The 19,458-nt window shown below is 59.6% G+C and carries 20 protein-coding genes and 1 tRNA gene; 15 read left to right on the top strand and 6 right to left on the bottom strand.

Translation table 11 applies throughout. The features are described from left to right. The first annotated feature begins 3 nt into the window (after positions 1-3). The 15 genes from NF676_RS20940 (at position 4) to nadA (ending at position 11,722) form a co-directional block, all read left to right on the top strand. Positions 4-750, top strand: coding sequence for a YebC/PmpR family DNA-binding transcriptional regulator (locus tag NF676_RS20940; RefSeq protein ID WP_024014089.1), 747 nt, complete (start codon positions 4-6; stop codon positions 748-750). A gap of 155 nt (positions 751-905) precedes the next feature. Beyond that, on the top strand, positions 906-1,433 hold the full coding sequence (gene ruvC, locus NF676_RS20935) for a crossover junction endodeoxyribonuclease RuvC (protein WP_016773501.1): 528 nt from the start codon (positions 906-908) through the stop codon (positions 1,431-1,433). 114 nt (positions 1,434-1,547) lie between these two features. Next, positions 1,548-2,156, top strand: coding sequence for a Holliday junction branch migration protein RuvA (ruvA, locus tag NF676_RS20930; protein WP_024014088.1), 609 nt, complete (start codon positions 1,548-1,550; stop codon positions 2,154-2,156). After that, on the top strand, positions 2,157-3,218 hold the full coding sequence (gene ruvB, locus NF676_RS20925; RefSeq protein WP_024014087.1) for a Holliday junction branch migration DNA helicase RuvB: 1,062 nt from the start codon (positions 2,157-2,159) through the stop codon (positions 3,216-3,218). Positions 3,219-3,345: 127 nt separating this feature from the next. Beyond that, positions 3,346-3,813, top strand: coding sequence for a tol-pal system-associated acyl-CoA thioesterase (gene ybgC / locus NF676_RS20920; protein ID WP_150637475.1), 468 nt, complete (start codon positions 3,346-3,348; stop codon positions 3,811-3,813). Then, positions 3,803-4,498 (top strand): protein TolQ, encoded by a 696-nt coding sequence (tolQ, locus tag NF676_RS20915; protein WP_008080223.1) that lies wholly within the window; start codon positions 3,803-3,805, stop codon positions 4,496-4,498. Before ybgC ends, tolQ begins: the two co-directional genes overlap by 11 nt. 23 nt (positions 4,499-4,521) lie before the next feature. Further along, positions 4,522-4,974 (top strand): protein TolR, encoded by a 453-nt coding sequence (gene tolR, locus NF676_RS20910; protein WP_160767866.1) that lies wholly within the window; start codon positions 4,522-4,524, stop codon positions 4,972-4,974. After that, on the top strand, positions 4,974-6,050 hold the full coding sequence (tolA, locus tag NF676_RS20905; RefSeq protein ID WP_016773505.1) for a cell envelope integrity protein TolA: 1,077 nt from the start codon (positions 4,974-4,976) through the stop codon (positions 6,048-6,050). The genes tolR and tolA overlap by 1 nt, the downstream gene beginning before the upstream one ends. Before the next feature lie 17 nt (positions 6,051-6,067). Further along, positions 6,068-7,348, top strand: coding sequence for a Tol-Pal system beta propeller repeat protein TolB (tolB, locus tag NF676_RS20900; protein ID WP_164488347.1), 1,281 nt, complete (start codon positions 6,068-6,070; stop codon positions 7,346-7,348). 52 nt (positions 7,349-7,400) lie between these two features. Next, entirely contained in the window at positions 7,401-7,898 is a 498-nt protein-coding gene (gene pal / locus NF676_RS20895) for a peptidoglycan-associated lipoprotein Pal (protein WP_003178634.1), read from the top strand. Between the two features lie 6 nt (positions 7,899-7,904). Continuing rightward, positions 7,905-8,744 carry a tol-pal system protein YbgF gene (ybgF, locus tag NF676_RS20890; protein ID WP_024014085.1) on the top strand — a complete coding sequence of 280 codons (840 nt, stop codon included), beginning with the start codon at positions 7,905-7,907 and terminating at the stop codon, positions 8,742-8,744. A 167-nt stretch (positions 8,745-8,911) separates the two neighbouring features. Beyond that, complete coding sequence (gene queE / locus NF676_RS20885; protein WP_041479789.1) at positions 8,912-9,559, top strand: 7-carboxy-7-deazaguanine synthase QueE; 648 nt, start codon at positions 8,912-8,914, stop codon at positions 9,557-9,559. 1 nt (position 9,560) lies between these two features. Then, complete coding sequence (queC, locus tag NF676_RS20880) at positions 9,561-10,253, top strand: 7-cyano-7-deazaguanine synthase QueC (protein WP_252886703.1); 693 nt, start codon at positions 9,561-9,563, stop codon at positions 10,251-10,253. Between the two features lie 63 nt (positions 10,254-10,316). After that, positions 10,317-10,392 (top strand) — tRNA-Lys (locus NF676_RS20875). Between the two features lie 271 nt (positions 10,393-10,663). Then, entirely contained in the window at positions 10,664-11,722 is a 1,059-nt protein-coding gene (gene nadA, locus NF676_RS20870; RefSeq protein ID WP_016773509.1) for a quinolinate synthase NadA, read from the top strand. Between the two features lie 178 nt (positions 11,723-11,900). Here nadA and NF676_RS20865 read toward each other — a convergent pair whose 3' ends face one another. From NF676_RS20865 to gcvH, 6 genes are all read right to left on the bottom strand, one after another. After that, entirely contained in the window at positions 11,901-12,389 is a 489-nt protein-coding gene (locus tag NF676_RS20865) for an RDD family protein (RefSeq protein ID WP_016773510.1), read from the bottom strand. Between the two features lie 97 nt (positions 12,390-12,486). Then, the gene (locus NF676_RS20860; protein ID WP_003227496.1) at positions 12,487-12,699 is read right to left on the bottom strand and encodes a cold-shock protein; all 213 of its coding nucleotides are present in this window, start codon (positions 12,697-12,699) and stop codon (positions 12,487-12,489) included. A gap of 403 nt (positions 12,700-13,102) precedes the next feature. Continuing rightward, complete coding sequence (gene gcvT, locus NF676_RS20855) at positions 13,103-14,227, bottom strand: glycine cleavage system aminomethyltransferase GcvT (RefSeq protein WP_252876787.1); 1,125 nt, start codon at positions 14,225-14,227, stop codon at positions 13,103-13,105. Positions 14,228-14,337: 110 nt separating this feature from the next. Further along, positions 14,338-15,714: an L-serine ammonia-lyase gene (locus NF676_RS20850; RefSeq protein WP_252878771.1), complete on the bottom strand. Its 1,377-nt coding sequence runs from the start codon at positions 15,712-15,714 to the stop codon at positions 14,338-14,340. Positions 15,715-15,920: 206 nt separating this feature from the next. Beyond that, complete coding sequence (gcvP, locus tag NF676_RS20845) at positions 15,921-18,773, bottom strand: aminomethyl-transferring glycine dehydrogenase (RefSeq protein WP_252886702.1); 2,853 nt, start codon at positions 18,771-18,773, stop codon at positions 15,921-15,923. A gap of 11 nt (positions 18,774-18,784) precedes the next feature. Further along, positions 18,785-19,168: a glycine cleavage system protein GcvH gene (gene gcvH, locus NF676_RS20840; protein ID WP_252886701.1), complete on the bottom strand. Its 384-nt coding sequence runs from the start codon at positions 19,166-19,168 to the stop codon at positions 18,785-18,787. Between the last annotated feature and the right edge of the window lie 290 nt (positions 19,169-19,458).

Raw genomic sequence — 19,458 nt, 5'->3', positions numbered from 1 at the left:
GTTATGGCAGGTCATTCCAAGTGGGCAAACATCAAGCACCGCAAAGAACGTCAGGATGCCAAGAGGGGCAAGATCTTCACCAAGTGGATCCGTGAACTGACCGTTGCGGCCCGTCAGGGTGGCGGTGATCCGGGTTCCAACCCGCGTCTGCGTCTGGCTCTGGACAAGGCGTTGAGCGCGAACATGAGTCGCGACATCATCGACCGTGCCGTCGCGCGCGGTGCCGGCGCCACTGAAGCGGACAACGTTGAAGAACTGACCTACGAAGGTTACGGCCCGGGCGGTGTGGCGGTGATGGTCGAGTGCATGACCGACAACCGCAACCGCACTGCGGCGGCTGTGCGTCACGCGTTCAGCAAGTGTGGCGGCAACCTCGGCACCGATGGTTCGGTGGCGTATCTGTTCGAGCGCAAGGGCCAGATCAGCTTCGCTCCGGGCGTCGATGAAGACGCACTGACCGAAGCGGCGCTGGAAGCCGATGCCGATGACGTGGTCACCCACGAAGACGGTTCGATCGACGTGTTCACCTCGTTCACCGGTTTCTATGCGGTGCGCAACGCGCTGGAAGCGGCCGGGTTCAAGGGTGACGATGCGGAAATCGTCATGCAGCCGACCACCAGCGCCGAGCTGGATCTGGAAGGCGCGGAGAAGGTGCTCAAGCTGATCGACATGCTTGAGGACCTGGATGACGTGCAGAACGTCTACTCCAACGCGGACATCCCGGAAGACGTCGCCGCTCAGCTTGGCTGATAAGCGACTAGTCTTCCTTGTGGGAGCGAGCCTGCTCGCGAAAGCGGTGTGTCATTCAGCACCTGTATCTGCTGACATACCGCCTTCGCGAGCAGGCTCGCTCCCACATTTGCTATTGGCTGTCAGGTAAATCGTTTTATGAATCTGCAGGCGTTATGACTTTAATCCTTGGTATCGACCCCGGTTCGCGCATCACCGGTTACGGGATCGTTCGCGATACCGGGCGGGGTGGCTGCATCTATGTGGCCTCGGGCTGCATTCGCACCGGTTCCGGCGAGCTGCATGAGCGTCTGCAGATCGTCTATCGCGGCGTGCGCGAAATCATCAAGACCTACGGCCCGGTGACCATGGGCATCGAAAAGGTGTTCATGGCGAAAAACGCCGACTCGGCGCTGAAGCTCGGACAGGCGCGGGGCGCTGCGATTGTCGCCGGCGCCGAAGAGTGTCTGGAAATCGCCGAGTACACCGCCACGCAAGTCAAACAGGCGGTGGTCGGCACCGGTGCGGCCAATAAGGAGCAGGTGCAGATGATGGTCATGCACATGCTCAAGTTGACCAGCAAGCCGCAGATCGACGCCTCCGACGCCCTCGCGATTGCCATTTGCCATGCGCACACGCGCTCAAGCCTGCTGCCGCACGGGCTGGGAACCGCACGCAGTCGTGGCGGGCGCCTGCGTCTCTGATAGCATCAGCATCAATTTTCTCGAAAGTGACTTCGCGGTGCCTGTGTTGTCGGCGCGCAAGCCACCTTCAATCGTCGCCAGCCCACGGCTGGCCAGCGCTCAAGGATTCAAAACGTGATTGGACGCTTGCGCGGCACCCTGGCTGAGAAACAGCCGCCGCACCTGATTCTCGATGTGAACGGCCTTGGCTATGAGGTGGAAGTGCCCATGACCACCCTTTATCGTCTGCCGTCGGTCGGCGAACCGCTGACCCTGCACACCCATTTGGTTGTACGCGAAGATGCGCAATTGCTCTATGGTTTTGCCGGCAAGCGTGAGCGAGACTTCTTTCGCGAGCTGATCCGTCTCAATGGCGTCGGACCGAAACTGGCGCTGGCGTTGATGTCGAGCCTGGAAGTCGACGAGCTGGTGCGCTGCGTGCAGTCTCAGGACACTTCGGCGCTGACCAAGGTGCCGGGGGTTGGCAAGAAAACCGCCGAGCGTTTGCTGGTGGAATTGAAAGATCGCTTCAAGGCCTGGGAAACTTCGCCGGCGATGTTCGCGCTGGTGCCGAATCAGCCGGACGGCCCGGCGCCGGTCAACAGTGCCGAGACCGATGCGGTCAGCGCGTTGATCTCCCTGGGCTACAAGCCGCAGGAAGCGAGCAAGGCGATTTCCGCGATCAAAGACAAGAACCTGAGCAGCGAAGACCTGATCCGCCGCGCTCTGAAGGGAATGATTTAAGTGATTGAAGCTGATCGTCTGATCGCCGCCGCGCACAGCCCGCGCGAGCGCGAAGAAGTCCAGGATCGGGCCATCCGCCCGGTCAGCCTGGCCGACTACATTGGCCAGCCGACCGTGCGCGAGCAGATGGAGCTGTTTATCCAGGCCGCCCGTGGCCGCAGCGAATCCCTCGATCACACCCTGATCTTCGGCCCGCCGGGGCTGGGCAAGACCACGCTGGCGAACATCATTGCCCAGGAAATGGGCGTGTCGATCAAGAGCACCTCCGGGCCAGTGCTGGAACGCCCGGGTGATCTGGCCGCGTTGCTGACCAATCTTGAGCCGCACGATGTGTTGTTCATCGACGAAATCCATCGTCTGTCGCCGATCGTTGAAGAAGTGCTGTACCCGGCGATGGAAGATTTTCAGCTCGACATCATGATTGGCGAGGGGCCGGCGGCGCGTTCGATCAAACTCGATCTGCCGCCTTTCACTCTGGTCGGCGCCACCACCCGCGCCGGCATGCTGACCAATCCGTTGCGTGATCGCTTCGGTATCGTCCAGCGCCTGGAGTTCTACAGCACGGCGGATCTGGCAACGATCGTCAGTCGTTCGGCGGCCATTCTCGGTCTGCCGCTGGATCCGGAAGGTTCGTTCGAGATCGCCCGTCGCGCTCGTGGCACGCCGCGAATTGCCAACCGTCTGCTGCGGCGGGTGCGCGATTTCGCTGAAGTACGCGCCAAGGGCCACATCACCAAAGCGGTGGCGGATCTGGCGCTGAACCTGCTGGACGTCGATGAACACGGTTTCGATCACCAGGACCGGCGTCTGCTGCTGACCATGATCGAGAAGTTCGACGGCGGTCCGGTTGGTATCGACAGTCTGGCGGCGGCGATCAGTGAAGAACGCCACACCATTGAAGACGTGCTCGAACCGTATCTGATTCAGCAGGGCTATATCATGCGCACGCCACGGGGCAGGGTGGTGACGCGGCATGCCTATTTGCATTTCGGTTTGAATGTTCCGTCACGCATGGGCGAGATGCCCGTGGCAGACGAGTTTCTCGACGCCGTCGACGATTGATACACATTTGCTGGTGATTTATTCAGGGTTTGTACTGTCAGACGACGGTACTTTTGCGTTAAAGCTTTGAAACCACGAAAAACAGTTGTCTGGCCGGATTGGCAACCTGAGGAGTAAGCACTAGAGTATGCGCGCGCAAAACGGGCTTGAGCCGTTCGCACATCGTTGTCGCGTTTATTACGAGGACACCGATGCGGGCGGCATCGTGTATTACGTTAATTACCTCAAGTTTATGGAACGGGCTCGAACCGAGCGGCTACGGGAACTGGGTTTTGCCCAATCTGTGCTTGCCGGAGAGGACCTGTTGTTCGTCGTGCATTCCAGCGAAGCGCGCTACTACGCGCCGGCGCGACTGGATGACGAACTGCTGGTAAGCGCTGATGTAATCGAATTGAACCGTGCCAGCCTGCGCTTCAAACAGCAGGTCAGGCGGGCCACGGATAATGTGCTGCTCTGCGAAGGGCAGTTTTTGGTGGCCTGCGTGCGCACCGACAGTTTGAAACCCCGGGCCCTTCCCGAAGACCTGCGTGCGGCCTTCGCCGACGCGGTCGGCCCGGGTACACACTCAAAGCAGGAGATAAAGCGTGGAAGCTAACGTCGTCGACCATTCCTCCATGTGGAGCCTGGTCAGCAATGCCAGCATCGTGGTGCAGTTGGTAATGTTGACCCTGGTGGCCGCATCGGTGACCTCATGGATCATGATCTTTCAGCGCAGCAATTTGCTGCGTGCCGGTCGACGTGCCCTGGAGAGCTTCGAAGAGCGCTTCTGGTCGGGTATCGACCTGTCCAAACTGTACCGTCAGGCTGGCAGCAACCCTGATCCGGATTCGGGCGTGGAGCAGATCTTCCGTGCCGGCTTCAAGGAATTCTCCCGTCTGCGTCAGCAGCCAGGTGTCGATCCTGAAGCCGTGATGGAAGGTGTCGCTCGTGCGATGCGCGTGGCCATCTCGCGCGAAGAAGAGAAACTCGAGCAGAGCTTGCCGTTCCTCGCCACCGTCGGTTCGGTCAGCCCTTATATCGGTCTGTTCGGCACCGTGTGGGGGATCATGAACTCCTTCCGCGGTCTGGCCAGCGCCCAGCAAGCGACCCTGGCCACCGTTGCCCCGGGTATCGCCGAAGCCCTCATCGCCACCGCGATCGGCCTGTTCGCTGCGATCCCGGCGGTCATCGCTTACAACCGTTTTGCTGCGCGCAGCGAAACCTTGCTGGGCCGCTACTACACCTTCGCCGATGAATTCCAGGCGATCCTGCACCGCAAAGTGCACACCAGCGAAGAATAAGCAGGTATTTCCCGATGGCTTTAATCGCTCGAGCTCGCAAAAAGCGCAAGCCGGTCGCCGAGATGAACGTGGTGCCCTACATCGACGTGATGTTGGTGCTGCTGGTCATCTTCATGGTGACCGCGCCGATGCTCAATCAGGGCGTGAAAGTTGATCTGCCCAAGGTTTCCAGCGAAGCCTTGCCGCAGGACAACAACACTCAGGTCCTGACCATTTCGATCAAGGCTGACAAGACCTACTACTGGAACCTTGGCAGCGAAGTCGACACCGAGAAGCAACAGGACAGGGCCATGACCCTGCCACAGATGACTGACGCGGTGACCAAGATCATCCGCGCCGGCACCGAGGGCGGCAAACGCACCCAGGTGTTCATTCGTGGTGACAAGACTGTCGACTACGGCGCCGTCATGGGTGCCATGGGCGGGTTGCAGAAAGCCGGGGTCGGTAACGTTGGTCTGATTACCGAGGCCCCCTGATGCAGCAACAGCGAGAGCCGTCCGCCTCGGAAAGCTACTTCTGGCCTAGTGTTCTGGCAATCGTCCTGCACGTGCTGGTGTTCGGCATGCTGTTCGTCAGTTTTGCCTTCACGCCCGAACTGCCGCCGGCCAAGCCGATCGTCCAGGCGACTCTGTACCAGCTGAAATCGAAAAGTCAGGCGACCACCCAGACCAATCAGAAGATTGCGGGTGAGGCGAAGAAATCCGCCGCGCGCCAGACCGAAGTCGAACAGATGGAGCAGAAAAAGATCGAGCAGGAAGCGGTGAAGGCGGCGGAACAAAAGAAAGAGGAAGCGGCTCAAAAGGCCGAGGAAGCCAAGAAGGCCGACGAGGCGAAAAAAGCCGACGAGGCGAAAAAGGCTGATGAAGCCAAGAAAGCCGACGACGCGAAGAAAGCCGAAGCGAAAAAGGCCGAAGAGAAACAATTGGCTGATATAGCCAAGAAGAAGGCCGAAGACGAAGCGAAAAAGGCTGCTGAGGAAGAGGCGAAGAAGGCCGCTGCCGAAGAAGCCAAGAAGAAGATCGTCGAAGACGCGAAGAAGAAAGCCGCAGAAGACGCCAAGAAGAAAGCTGAAGCTGAAGAGGCGAAGAAGAAAGTCGCCGAAGACGCGAAGAAGAAAGCTGCTGCCGATGCTGCGAAGAAGAAAGCGCAGGAAGCGGCACGCAAATCCGCCGAAGACAAAAAGGCCCAGGCCCTGGCAGATCTGCTTTCCGACACGCCGCAGCGTCAGCAGGCCCTGGCAGATGAGCAGGGTGACGAAGTTGCCGGCAGTTTCGATGACCTGATTCGCGCTCGTGCAGCGGAAGGCTGGGCTCGTCCTCCTTCGGCGCGCAAAGGCATGACGGTCGTGCTGCAAATCGGCATGTTGCCGGACGGTACAGTGACCTCGGTCAGCGTGGCCAAGTCCAGCGGTGACGGTCCGTTCGATGCTTCGGCGGTCGCGGCAGTGAAGAATATTGGACGTTTGACAGAAATGCAGGGAATGAAGCCGAGCGATTTCGCTCCGTATCGTTCATTCAAGATGACATTCACACCTGAGGATCTAGCCTTGTGAGAAACCTTCTTCGAGGAATGCTGGTCGTGATCTGCTGCATGGCAGGGATCGCGACGGCAGATGAAAAGAACATTCTGGTCACCAGCGGCAGCGATCGGGCCACTCCGATCGCCGTCGTACCGTTCGGCATGCAGGGCGGCGCCGTGTTGCCTGACGACATGGCTGAAATCATTGGCAACGATTTGCGCAACTCGGGCTATTACTCGCCGATTCCGAAAGCCAACATGATCAGCCAGCCAAGCCAGCCGAGCGAAATCATCTTCCGTGACTGGAAGGCGGTGGGTGCTCAGTACATGATGGTCGGCAGCATCGCTCCAGCGGGCGGTCGTCTGCAGGTGCAGTGGGCGCTGTTCAACGTCGCCACCGAGCAGAAAGTGGCGGACGGCAGTGTTTCCGGTACGACCGACCAGATCCGTGACATGGCGCACTTCATCTCCGATCAGTCGTTCCAGAAGCTGACCGGCATTGAAGGTGCCTTCTCGACGCGCCTGCTGTACGTGACGGCCGAGCGTTTTTCCGAGAAGAACACGCGCTACACCCTGCAGCGCTCCGACTATGACGGTGCCCGCGCAGTGACTCTGCTGCAATCGCGCGAGCCGATCCTGTCGCCGCGTTTTGCACCGGACGGCAAGCGTATCGCCTACGTGTCGTTTGAGCAGAAGCGTCCGCGTATCTTCATGCAGAACATCGACACCGGTCGCCGTGAGCAGATCACCAACTTCGAGGGCCTCAACGGCGCGCCAGCCTGGTCGCCGGATGGCAATCGCCTGGCGTTCGTTCTGTCGAAAGACGGTAACCCGGACATCTACGTGATGAACCTCGGTTCGCGTCAGATCAGCCGCGTAACCAATGGTCAGGGCATCAATACCGAACCGTTCTGGGGCAAGGATGGCTCGACCATCTACTTCACCTCCGACCGTGGCGGCAAGCCGCAAATCTATAAAACCAGCGTCGGTGGCGGTGGTGCCGAGCGTGTGACGTTCGTGGGCAACTACAACGCCAACCCGAAACTTTCGGCTGATGAAAAGACTTTGGTGATGATTCATCGTCAGGATGGCTTCACCAATTTCAAGGTGGCAGCTCAGGATCTGCAGCGAGGTAGTGTAAAGATCCTCACTGATAGCACTCTGGACGAGTCACCTACTGTTGCGCCCAACGGCACCATGGTAATCTACGCCACCCGCCAACAGGGCCGGGGAGTCTTGATGCTCGTGTCCATTAATGGACGCGTGAGGCTCCCGCTTCCTACCGCTCAAGGCGAAGTCAGAGAACCGTCCTGGTCCCCTTACCTGAAGTGAGCGGGCGCTACACGTTTTACTTAACACACTGGGGTTCATTAGGAGTTTCACGATGGAAATGCTGAAGTTTGGTAAATTTGCTGCGCTGGCTCTGGCCATGGCTGTAGCTGTAGGTTGCTCGTCCAAAGGCGGCGACAACGCCGGTGAAGGCGCTGTTGATCCAAACGCTGGTTACGGCGCAAACACCGGTGCCGTTGACGGTTCCCTGAGCGAAGAAGCTGCTCTGCGCGCAATCACCACCTTCTACTTCGAATACGACAGCTCGGACCTGAAGCCAGAAGCCATGCGCGCTCTGGACGTTCACGCCAAAGACCTGAAAGCAAACGGCGCTCGCGTTGTTCTGGAAGGCAACACCGACGAACGTGGTACTCGTGAGTACAACATGGCACTGGGCGAGCGTCGTGCGAAAGCCGTTCAGCGCTACCTGGTACTGCAAGGTGTTTCCCCAGCTCAGCTGGAACTGGTTTCCTACGGCGAAGAGCGTCCAGTTGCTACCGGCAACGACGAGCAGTCCTGGGCCCAGAACCGTCGCGTCGAACTGCGTAAGTAATTCGATATGCGAACGTGCCGTCGTGCTGTAACTGTTCTGGCTCTCAGCCTTGCGCCGCTTGCGGCGTGGGCTGCGGTTCCTGTGGTCGATGACAACTCCGGTTATAACAATAGCGGGAGCAGTTATCCGCCTGCGGGTTACGGTACGAACGGCGCCTATGCCGGGGGAGCGGCTTCGGCCCCTGCCTCGGCACAAGGCATGCTGTTCAACCAATTGCAACAGATGCAGGACCAGATCTCGCGCCAACAGGGCGTGATCGAAGAACTGCAGAATCAGGTTTCGCGCATGAAGCAGGAATCCCTGGAGCGATACCAGGATCTTGATCGGCGCATAGGATCCGGCGTTGCACCAGCCGCGACTCCCGAGAATTCTTCTGCCGGTGGCGATGCAAGTGCTGCTGCCGGTGCTGCCGCAGGCGCGGGTGCTGCTGCGGCAGCCCAGGCCCCTGCTGCGGGTAGCGAACCGGCTGATCCGGCCAAGGAAAAGCTGTATTACGATGCCGCTTTCGACCTGATCAAAGCCAAGGATTTCGACAAGGCCAGCCAGGCCTTCGCCGCTTTCCTGCGCAAATACCCCAACAGCCAGTACGCGGGCAACGCCCAGTACTGGTTGGGCGAAGTGAATCTGGCCAAGGGTGATCTGCAGGGTGCAGGTCAGGCCTTTGCCAAGGTTTCGCAGCTGTATCCCAAGCACAACAAAGTGCCGGATTCACTGTACAAGCTGGCTGACGTAGAACGCCGCCTCGGTCATACCGACAAGGTCAAAGGCATTCTGCAGCAGGTGGTGTCCCAATATCCGGGCACTTCCGCCGCGCAGCTGGCCCAGCGTGATTTGCAGCGCATGTAAGCCTGTTCATCCGTGTTTAGAAGAAACCCGCGCTTGTCGCGGGTTTTTTCGTTAGAATTCACGCCCTTTTTCTGAAACACGCTTCTTGTGGTCTACGCGTTGGCGGGATTGCCTGAAGTGCCTGACGGAGGCGGACAGCCTGTTTAGCTGTTACGCCCGTGGCGACTATGCAAGACACATTGAGAATCACCGAAGTTTTCTACTCGTTGCAGGGGGAAACTCGGACTGCCGGGCTGCCCACGGTTTTCGTGCGCCTGACCGGTTGCCCGTTGCGTTGCCAATACTGCGACAGCGCTTATGCGTTCAGCGGCGGCACCGTCCGCACCCTCGACGACATCCTTGAGCAAGTGGCCGGTTATCGTCCGCGTTACGTTTGTGTCACCGGCGGTGAGCCGTTGGCTCAGCCGAACGCCATTCCTTTGCTTGAACGGTTGTGTGATGCCGGTTACGAGGTGTCGCTGGAAACCAGCGGCGCCCTCGACGTGTCCGCCGTCGATCCGCGTGTCAGTCGCGTCGTCGACCTGAAAACGCCGGGCTCGAAAGAAGCCCATCGCAACCGTTACGAGAACATCGAACTGCTGACCCGCAACGATCAGGTGAAATTTGTCATCTGCTCGCGGGAAGACTATGACTGGGCGGTATCGAAACTGATCCAGTACGGGCTTGATAGACGTGCGGGTGAAGTGCTTTTCTCCCCAAGTCATCATGACCTCAATGCCAGGGATCTGGCGGATTGGGTGGTGGCAGATAACCTGCCAGTGCGGCTGCAACTGCAGTTGCATAAATATCTATGGAATGATGAGCCGGGGCGCTGAGATGATTGAACAACCGAACACTACCGAAAAACGTGCCGTTATCCTGCTTTCGGGCGGCCTCGACTCGGCCACCGTGGTGGCGATGGCACGCGCCGAAGGCTACGCCTGCTATACCATGAGCTTCGATTACGGCCAGCGCTCCCATGCTGAATTGCATGCCGCCGCCCGCGTTGCTCGCGATCTGGGAGTAGTCGAGCACAAGGTCATTGGCCTGAATCTCAACGGCATGGGCGGCTCGGCGCTGACTGACACCAGCATCGATATTCCGGAAGAGCTGGGCGAAGGCATTCCGGTGACTTACGTGCCGGCGCGCAACACGGTGTTCCTGTCGTTGGCATTGGGTTGGGCCGAAGTGCTCGGCGCGCGCGACATCTTCATCGGCGTCAATGCAGTGGATTATTCCGGCTACCCGGATTGCCGTCCCGAGTTCATCGAGTCGTTCGAGCGCATGGCCAACCTGGCCACCAAAGCGGGCGTGGAAGGCAATGGCTTCCGCATTCAGGCGCCACTGCAAAACCTGAGCAAGGCGCAGATCGTCCAGGCTGGCATGAAGCTGGGCGTGGATTATGGCCTGACGGTTTCCTGCTATCAGGCAGACGATGACGGCCGCGCCTGCGGCAAATGTGACAGCTGCCGCCTGCGTGCTGAAGGCTTCGCGGCGGCGGGTGTGAGCGATCCAACTCCTTATTTTTAATCTTTTTCAAAAAAGGTGTTGAATAGTCCTTAAAAATCAGTATTATACGCGCCACCACACAGCGGGTCGTTAGCTCAGTTGGTAGAGCAGTTGGCTTTTAACCAATTGGTCGTAGGTTCGAATCCCACACGACCCACCATATTTGGCGGTTTAGAAAATCCGGAAGGCCCACGAAAGTGAGGATTTCCGGGTTTTTTTTTGCCTGCAATTCGGGCGTTCGATGTTTCAGTGCGACCCGACCTGATACAGGTCAGAATCATCTTTTGTCTCAACGGGATATTCTGTAGCCTTGCGCAGCTTCAACGCTGTCCGTGCCTGATGATACTCACTCTCCCGGCGGTACCCTCTAACGGTCCGGAGCCGGGTGTATACTCGACTTTCGCGCGAATGCGCCTGCAGGTCTTGCGAACATGACGCAGATTTCCGAACGCCTTCTGGTTCAAGCCCACCTCGACGCCAAACAGCCCAAACCGCTGACGGCAGAAGAGGAGGCTTATTACCGTTCCGCCATCGCCGCCGAGCTCAAGGCTCAGGACGCGGTGCTGGTTGCCCACTTTTATTGCGATCCGGTGATTCAGGCCCTGGCCGAAGAGACCGGCGGCTGTGTATCCGATTCCCTGGAAATGGCCCGCTTCGGCAACGCCCATCCGGCCAAGACCGTGGTGGTCGCCGGCGTGAAATTCATGGGCGAGACGGCAAAGATTCTCAACCCGGAAAAGCGAGTGCTGATGCCGACCCTGGAGGCGACGTGCTCGCTGGACCTGGGATGCCCGGTCGATGAGTTCTCGGCGTTTTGTGATCAGCATCCAGAGCGCACCGTGGTGGTGTATGCCAATACTTCCGCCGCCGTGAAGGCTCGGGCCGACTGGGTGGTGACTTCGAGCTGTGCACTGGAGATCGTCGAAAGCCTGATGGACAACGGCGAGACGATCATCTGGGGCCCGGACAAGCATCTGGGCACCTACATTCAGCGCAAGACCGGCGCCGACATGCTGCTGTGGGACGGTGCTTGCATCGTCCATGAAGAATTCAAGTCCAAGCAGCTCGAAGACATGAAGGCGCTGTACCCGGACGCGGCGATTCTGGTGCATCCCGAGTCGCCGACTTCGGTGATCGAACTGGCGGACGCCGTCGGTTCCACCAGCCAGTTGATCGCTGCCGCGCAAAGCCTGCCGAACAAGACCCTGATCGTCGCCACCGACCGTGGCATCTTCTACAAGATGCAGCAGCTGTGCCCGGACAAGGTCTTCATCGAAGCGCCTACCGCCGGTAACGGCGCGGCTTGCCGCAGTTGCGCACATTGCCCGTGGATGGCCATGAACACCCTTGAGCGCACGCTCAAGAGCTTGAAGGAAGGCACCAACGAGATCTTTGTCGATCCGGCGCTGATTCCCCAAGCGATCCGCCCATTGAAGCGCATGCTCGACTTCACCCAGGCAGCGCGGATGAAATTGGCCGGCAACGCCTGAGAGAACCCCTTGTATGAGTGAGCCCTGTGGTGAGGGGATTTATCCCCGTTGGGTGGCGAAGCCGCCCTAAATCAAACACCGCGGCATATCAGGGATACCGCGTGGGCTCCTTTACGACTACTACGCAGCCGGACGGGGATAAATCCCCTCACCACAGGCCGACTCTTGAGCATGGAAATTATTTGCTCTTCTTCGGGATCCGCACCACACGCGTATCCGAATAGATGTCGTGCCAGGTGCGTTTCTGCTTGTCGAACAGCGACCAGAAGAACCCCAGCCCGATACACAACCACGACGCGATCGACACCATAAAGCGCAGCAGCGCCTGCCACAGGCTGATCGCTGTGCCGTTGGCGTTCTGCACGCGGATCCCCCACACCTGCATGCCCAGTGTCTGCCCGCCGTGGGTCCAGAACTTGGCGAAGAAGCCGAACAATACCAACAGCAGCACCGTGGAGTAGAGCGGATCACCATCCAGCTGGCCGGCGTCGGTCATCACTCGCAGACGCTCTTCGCCAATGATCGCCGCCTGGATCAACTTATAGATGAATCCGGTGACGATCAGCAGGGCGGTGCACAGCAGGAAGTCGTAGAACATTGCCGCCAGACGACGACCGAGAGCAACGGGAGGAAAGTCCCCTTGCGGCGTGAGCAGGTGTTTCGACATGGCAGCCTCGGGACGCGAATGGAAGCGCCATTTTACGGATAAGCGCGCACAAAAAAGCCCCTGATATCAATATCAGGGGCTTTTTCGTATCAGAAGATCAGGCTTCTGCTTGTACTTCGTCAGCCTGCATGCCTTTCTGGCCTTGCACAGCAACGAAAGTCACTTTCTGGCCTTCTTTCAGGCTTTTGAAGCCGTTGCCCTGAATGGCGCGGAAATGTACGAACAGATCCGGACCGCTTTCTGGAGTGATAAAACCAAAACCTTTCTCGTCGTTAAACCACTTGACGGTACCGCTCTGACGTGTGGACATTTCTTATTTCCTTTGACGCATAAATTGATGACAGCCTCTTTCACATGAAAGAGTACTGGAGCTGGTTGCAAGGAGTAAGAAGACGTCGAGCGGGATGTAGCTAACTTGTAGGCTACTGCCCAGGTCACGATTCCAAGCTGACCCATGCAAACACAGTGGACAAACTCTACGCCAACTACGGGAGAAAAAACAAGCCCTGCGAAGGCCCCGGTTTTACTGCTCTTCGCGGCAATTAGTCAGTTCACTAGAGCAGTCTTAGACGATTGTCTGGTTCAGTTTTTTGCAGTCGTTATAAGCCACGTTCATATTCGAAACAGATGTTAAAAAACGCACTGTTTTATGGCGATTGCGTTACACATTAGTGCACGCATAACGCAATCGCGTTACTTATAGAAACAGTCGATCAACCGCGATAGTAGCGTTGTGGAACAAATGGCATTTTGCTTACAAGCATTTGCACCTTTTTCCCACGGACGATGGCCCACACAGGTGTATCGATCGTGACGTAGGCGCTGTCGAGGTAACCCATCGCCAATGGGCCGCCCAAGGTCGGACCAAAGCCGCCGCTGCAGACGCTGCCGATGGTCTCGCCGGCCTCGTTGACGATGTCTGCGCCTTCACGTACCGGGGTGCGCTCCTGTGGCAGCAGGCCGACGCGTTTGCGTGCGACGCCGTTCTGTTGTTGCGCGAAGATCTGCTCGGCGCCCGGGAAACCGCCGGCCCGTGCGCCGTCGGCGCGGCGTGGCTTGGAGATCGCCCAAAGCAGGCTGGCTTCAATGGGTGTGGTCTCGGTGTTCATGTCGTGGCCGTACAGGCACAGGCCGGCTTCCAGACGCAGCGAATCACGGGCGCCGAGGCCGATGGCCTGGACCTCTGGTTCGGCGAGCAGGGCGCGGGCGAGTTTTTCCGCGTCGGCGGCCGGTACAGAGATTTCGAAACCGTCTTCACCGGTGTAGCCCGAACGGCTGACAAAGCAGTCCACGCCCAGCAACGACACACGGTTGAACTGCATGAAGGTCATCTTCGTCACGTCCGGCGCAAGACGCGCCAGCACCGTGACGGCTGCCGGACCTTGCAGGGCGAGCAGGGCGCGCTCTTCGAACAGCGCCGTAATGGTGCACTGATCGCCGATGTGTTTTTGCAGATGCGCGAGATCCTGATCCTTGCACGCGGCGTTGACCACCAGGAACAACTCGTCATTGCCCAGATTGGCAACCATCAGGTCATCGAGGATGCCGCCGCTTTCGTTGGTGAACATCGCATAACGCTGCATGCCCACCGGCAGGTCGATGATGTCCACCGGCACCAGGGTTTCCAGGGCTTTGGCCGCATTGGCACCGGTCAGACGAATCTGGCCCATGTGCGAGACGTCGAACAGCCCCGCCTGTTCGCGGGTGTGCTGGTGTTCTTTCATCACCCCGAGCGGGTATTGCACGGGCATGTCGTAGCCGGCGAACGGCACCATGCGCGCGCCGAGTTCGAGGTGCAGTGCGTGCAGCGGGGTTTTCGAGAGTTGTTCGGTGGACATGCGTGGCTCCTTTGAATTTGGGTTGCGGGTGAGAGGCAAGATCAAGAGCCCCTCACCCCAGCCCTCTCCCGGAGGGAGAGGGAGCTAGTTACGTTTGGCTGAGTTCGTAATCAGCATTCGATAATGTTGACCGCCAGGCCGCCGCGGGCGGTTTCCTTGTATTTGCTTTTCATGTCGGCGCCGGTCTGGCGCATGGTGCGGATGACTTTGTCGAGGGAGACGAAATGCTGGCCGTCGCCACGCATGGCCATGCGCACGGCATTGATGGCTTTCACCGAACCCATCGCATTGCGCTCGATGCACGGGACTTGTACCAGGCCGCCGATCGGGTCGCAGGTCAAACCGAGGTTGTGTTCCATGCCGATTTCCGCGGCGTTCTCGACTTGCTGCACGCTGCCGCCGAGCACTTCGCACAGAGCGCCGGCCGCCATTGAACAGGCCACACCGACTTCACCCTGACAACCGACTTCGGCGCCGGAGATCGAAGCGTTTTCCTTGTAAAGAATGCCGATTGCGGCAGCGGTCAGCAGAAAACGCACGACACCGTCGTCATTCGCCCCGGGGATAAAACGCATGTAGTAATGCAGCACCGCCGGAATGATCCCCGCCGCGCCATTGGTGGGCGCAGTGACCACGCGTCCGCCATTGGCGTTTTCTTCGTTGACCGCCAGTGCATAAAGATTGACCCAGTCGAGCACCGACAACGGATCGCGCAGGGCCGATTCCGGGTTCTTGCACAATTGCCGATGCAGCGCCGCCGCCCGGCGTTTGACCTTCAAACCGCCCGGCAAGATACCTTCGTTACGACAGCCAGCAGCGACGCAGTCCTGCATCACTTGCCAGATTTTCAGCAGGCCGGCACGGGTTTCGGCTTCCGGGCGCCAGGCGCTTTCATTGGTGAGCATCACCTGGCTGATCGACAGCCCGTACGTAGCGCAATGGCCAAGCAAATCCTTGGCGCTTTTGAAGGGGAAGGTCAGTGGCGTGGCGTCTTCGACGATGCGATCGGCACCGGCTGCATCTTCATCGACAACAAAACCACCGCCAACCGAGTAGTACTCGCGACTGCGGATCTGAATCCCCGCCGCATCGAAGGCGCGAAAGATCATGCCGTTGGGGTGATAGGCCAACGGTTTGCGGATCATTGCCAGATGTTCTTTCTCGTTGAACGCAATGCAGTGTTCGCCGAGCAGGTTCAAGCGGCCGTTGCCGCGAATTTCCTGCAGGCGCGCGGCGACGGTTTCGGTGTCGACTGTGTCCGGGTGCTCGCCTTCAAGGCCGAGCAGCACGGCTTTATCGCTGCCGTGACCTTTGCCGGTAGCACCGAGCGAACCGTACAGCTCGACACGCACGCTGGCGGTGCTGGTCAGCAGGTTTTCACGGCGTAAGCCCTCGGCAAAGCGCGCAGCCGCGCGCATCGGGCCGACGGTGTGGGAACTGGAGGGACCGATGCCAATCTTGAACAGGTCGAACACGCTTAACGACATGAGTGGTTCTCCGGTTTCTTGTTATAGGGATTGGCGCAGTTTTTGAGATCGGTGCAGATCCCTTGTGGGAGCGAGCCTGCTCGCGAAAGCGTCGGATCAGCCACCATTTACGCTGGCTGAAATGGCGCCTTCGCGAGCAGGCTCGCTCCCACAGGAGGATCTAGGGTGTTGCTGAAATCGGGGCCGATATTCAGCCCCTCATTCCATTAAGCATAGCTTTCGATCGACGGGCAGGCGCAGACCAGGTTGCGATCGCCGAAGACGTTGTCGACGCGGCCGACCGGCGGCCAGTATTTGCCTTCGATCAGCGACGCGACCGGGTACACCGCTTGCTCGCGGCTGTATGGGTGGGTCCATTCGCCGACCAGTTCCGCTGCGGTGTGCGGGGCGTTTTTCAGTGGGTTGTCTTCCTTGTCCAGGGTGCCGTTTTCCACTGCGCGGATTTCTTCGCGGATGCGGATCATGGCGTCGCAGAAGCGGTCCAGTTCTTCCCTGGATTCGCTTTCGGTCGGCTCGATCATCAATGTGCCGGCGACCGGGAACGACATGGTCGGCGCGTGGAAACCGAAGTCGATCAGGCGTTTGGCGACGTCATCGACGCTGATGCCGCTGCTGTCTTTGAGCGGACGCAGATCGAGGATGCACTCGTGCGCCACCAGGCCGTTGCTGCCGGTGTACAGCACTGGGTAATGCTCTTCGAGGCGGCGGGAAATGTAGTTGGCATTGAGGATCGCCAGTTGCGAAGCGCGCTTCAGACCCGCGCCACCCATCATGCGGATGTACATCCAGGTGATCGGCAAAATACTTGCGCTGCCGAACGGTGCCGCGCAGACCGCGCCTTCCTTGCGTTCCATCTGGCCGTGGCCCGGCAGGAACGGGGTCAGGTGCGATTTGACGCCGATCGGGCCAACGCCCGGGCCGCCACCGCCGTGCGGGATGCAGAAGGTTTTGTGCAGGTTGAGGTGCGAAACGTCGCCGCCGAACTTGCCCGGTGCGCAGAGGCCGACCATGGCGTTCATGTTGGCGCCGTCGATGTACACCTGGCCGCCGTTGTCGTGAATGATCGCGCAGATCTCGCGAATGCCTTCTTCGAACACGCCGTGGGTCGACGGGTAGGTGATCATCAGCGCGGCGAGGTGTTCGCGGTGCTCGATGGCTTTGGCGCGCAGGTCTTCAATGTCGACGTTGCCACGGGCATCGCACGCGGTGACGACCACACGCATACCAGCCATTTGCGCGGTGGCCGGGTTGGTGCCGTGGGCCGACGACGGGATCAGGCAGATGTCGCGGCGCTCATCGCCACGGCTCTGGTGGTAGGCGCGGATCGCCAGGAGACCTGCGTATTCACCTTGCGAACCGGCGTTCGGTTGCAGCGAGATCGAGTCGTAACCGGTGGCGGCGCAGAGCATCGCTTCCAGCTCATCGGTCAGTTGCTGGTAACCGGCGCTTTGTGCGGCCGGGGCGAACGGGTGCAGTGCACCGAATTCGGCCCAGGTCACCGGGATCATTTCACTGGCGGCGTTGAGTTTCATGGTGCACGAGCCCAGCGGGATCATCGTGCGATCCAGCGCCAGGTCTTTGTCCGCCAGTTTGCGCAGGTAGCGCATCAGCTCGGTTTCCGAGTGATAGCGGTTGAACACCGGGTGGCTGAGGATCGGCGACTGGCGCACCAGCACAGCGGGGATGGTGCTCTGCACCGAGGCGGCCAGCGCAGCGAAGTCCGGCAGGGTCTTGCCGTCGGCGAACAGGCCCCACAGGGTTTCGATATCAGCCTGAGTGGTGGTTTCGTCGACCGACAGGCCCAGACGCTGAGCGTCGATCACACGCAGGTTGATCTGCGCAGCGTGCGCCTTGTCGTGCAGCGCAGCGGTGTCTGCGTCGGTAGCAATGGTCAGGGTGTCGAAGAAACTGGCTTGTTCGACTTGAGCGCCCAGCGCGGTCAGGCCCTTGGCCAGAATCGCGGTCAGGTGATGCACGCGGTTGGCGATCTGGGTCAGTCCTTTCGGACCGTGGTAGACGGCGTACATGCTGGCGATGTTGGCCAGCAGCACTTGGGCGGTACAGATGTTCGAGGTGGCCTTTTCACGGCGGATGTGCTGCTCGCGGGTCTGCATCGCCAGACGCAGGGCCGGCTTGCCGAAACGGTCAACCGAGACACCGACCAGACGGCCGGGCATGTCGCGCTTGAACGCATCTTTGGTGGAGAAGTAAGCGGCGTGCGGGCCACCGAAGCCCAGCGGCACGCCGAAGCGTTGCGCCGAACCGATGGCAACGTCGGCACCGAATTCGCCCGGTGCGGTCAGCAGCGTCAGGGCCAGCAAATCAGCGGCGACAGCGACCAAAGCGTTGGCGGCGTGGAAGCGCTCGGTCAGCTCGCGGTAGTCGAACACATCACCGTTGCTCGCCGGGTATTGCAGCAGCGCGCCGAAGAACGGCGTGACGTCAGTCAGTTCGCGCTCATCGCCCACGACCACGTCAATACCGAGCGGCTCGGCACGGGTGCGCAGCACGTCGAGGGTCTGTGGATGGCTGTGGATCGAGGCGAAGAACTGGTGGCTGCCCTTGTTCTTGCTCAGGCGTTTGCAGAAGGTCATGGCTTCGGCAGCGGCGGTGGCTTCGTCGAGCAGCGAGGCGTTGGCGATCGGCAGGCCGGTGAGGTCGCTGATCATGGTCTGGAAGTTCAGCAACGCTTCGAGACGGCCCTGGGAAATTTCTGGCTGGTATGGGGTGTAAGCGGTGTACCAGGCCGGATTTTCCAGCAGGTTGCGCAGGATCGGCGACGGCGTGTGGCAGTTGTAGTAGCCCTGGCCGATGTAGGTTTTGAACAGTTGGTTTTTGCCAGCGATGGATTTGATCATCGCCAGGGCGTCGGCCTCGCTGAGGCCGTCGTCCATGCCCAGCACGCTGGTGCCCTTGATGCTTTCCGGGATGACGCTGGCGCTCAGCGCTTCGAGGGAATCGAAGCCGAGGCTGTTGAGCATGGCTTGCTCGTCACCGGCGCGCGGGCCGATGTGACGGGCGATGAATTCGTTGGCGGTGCCGAGATTGATGGCGGTCATGGGGTAATTCCTCAGGCTTCGGCTTGGGCTTTGATCAGGCGGTCATAGGCGTCCTGATCGAGCAGTTCGCCGACAGCGGCGGCGTCGCTTGGCTGGAAGCGGAAGAACCAGCCTTCGCCCAGCGGATCTTCGTTGACCAGTTCCGGGGCGTTTTCCAGCGCCGAGTTGACTTCCAGCACGTCGCCATCGAGCGGCATGTACACGCCGCTGGCGGCTTTCACCGATTCCACGGTGGCGGCTTCAGCGCCTTTTTCGTAAGCCTGCAGCTCAGGCAGTTGCACGAACACCACGTCGCCCAAGGCGTTCTGCGCGAATGCGGTGATGCCGACAGTGACACTGCCGTCGGCTTCGGTGCGCAGCCATTCGTGATCTTCAGTAAAACGCAACTCGCTCATGGAAACTCCTCAGGGGCCAGACTCGTCTGGTGGACGCGGTGGAAAGCTTGGGGCGGGGAAGCCCTTAATACATGAGGAGGCAGGTAGCAAGAATGCGGCCAAGGTTGATTTATCTATATAAATCAATGGCTTGGAGTTTTTAGGTGGGTGTCGGCAGGTTGCGCCTGTAGCGAAATCGCTACAGCTTGGGGCGAGGAGAAAAGCTTAATCGGATCAAAGCGTTGCGCAGCGCTGGTCACAGGCGGGTGTAGCGATATCGTTCCGCTGTAGCGCTTTCGGTACAGATAGAG

The organism is Pseudomonas siliginis (assembly GCF_024072275.1).
GTDB classification, from domain to species: domain Bacteria; phylum Pseudomonadota; class Gammaproteobacteria; order Pseudomonadales; family Pseudomonadaceae; genus Aquipseudomonas; species Aquipseudomonas siliginis.
The sequence above is the reverse complement of the archived record's forward strand: the minus strand, read 5'-3'. Positions and strand labels throughout refer to the sequence as shown.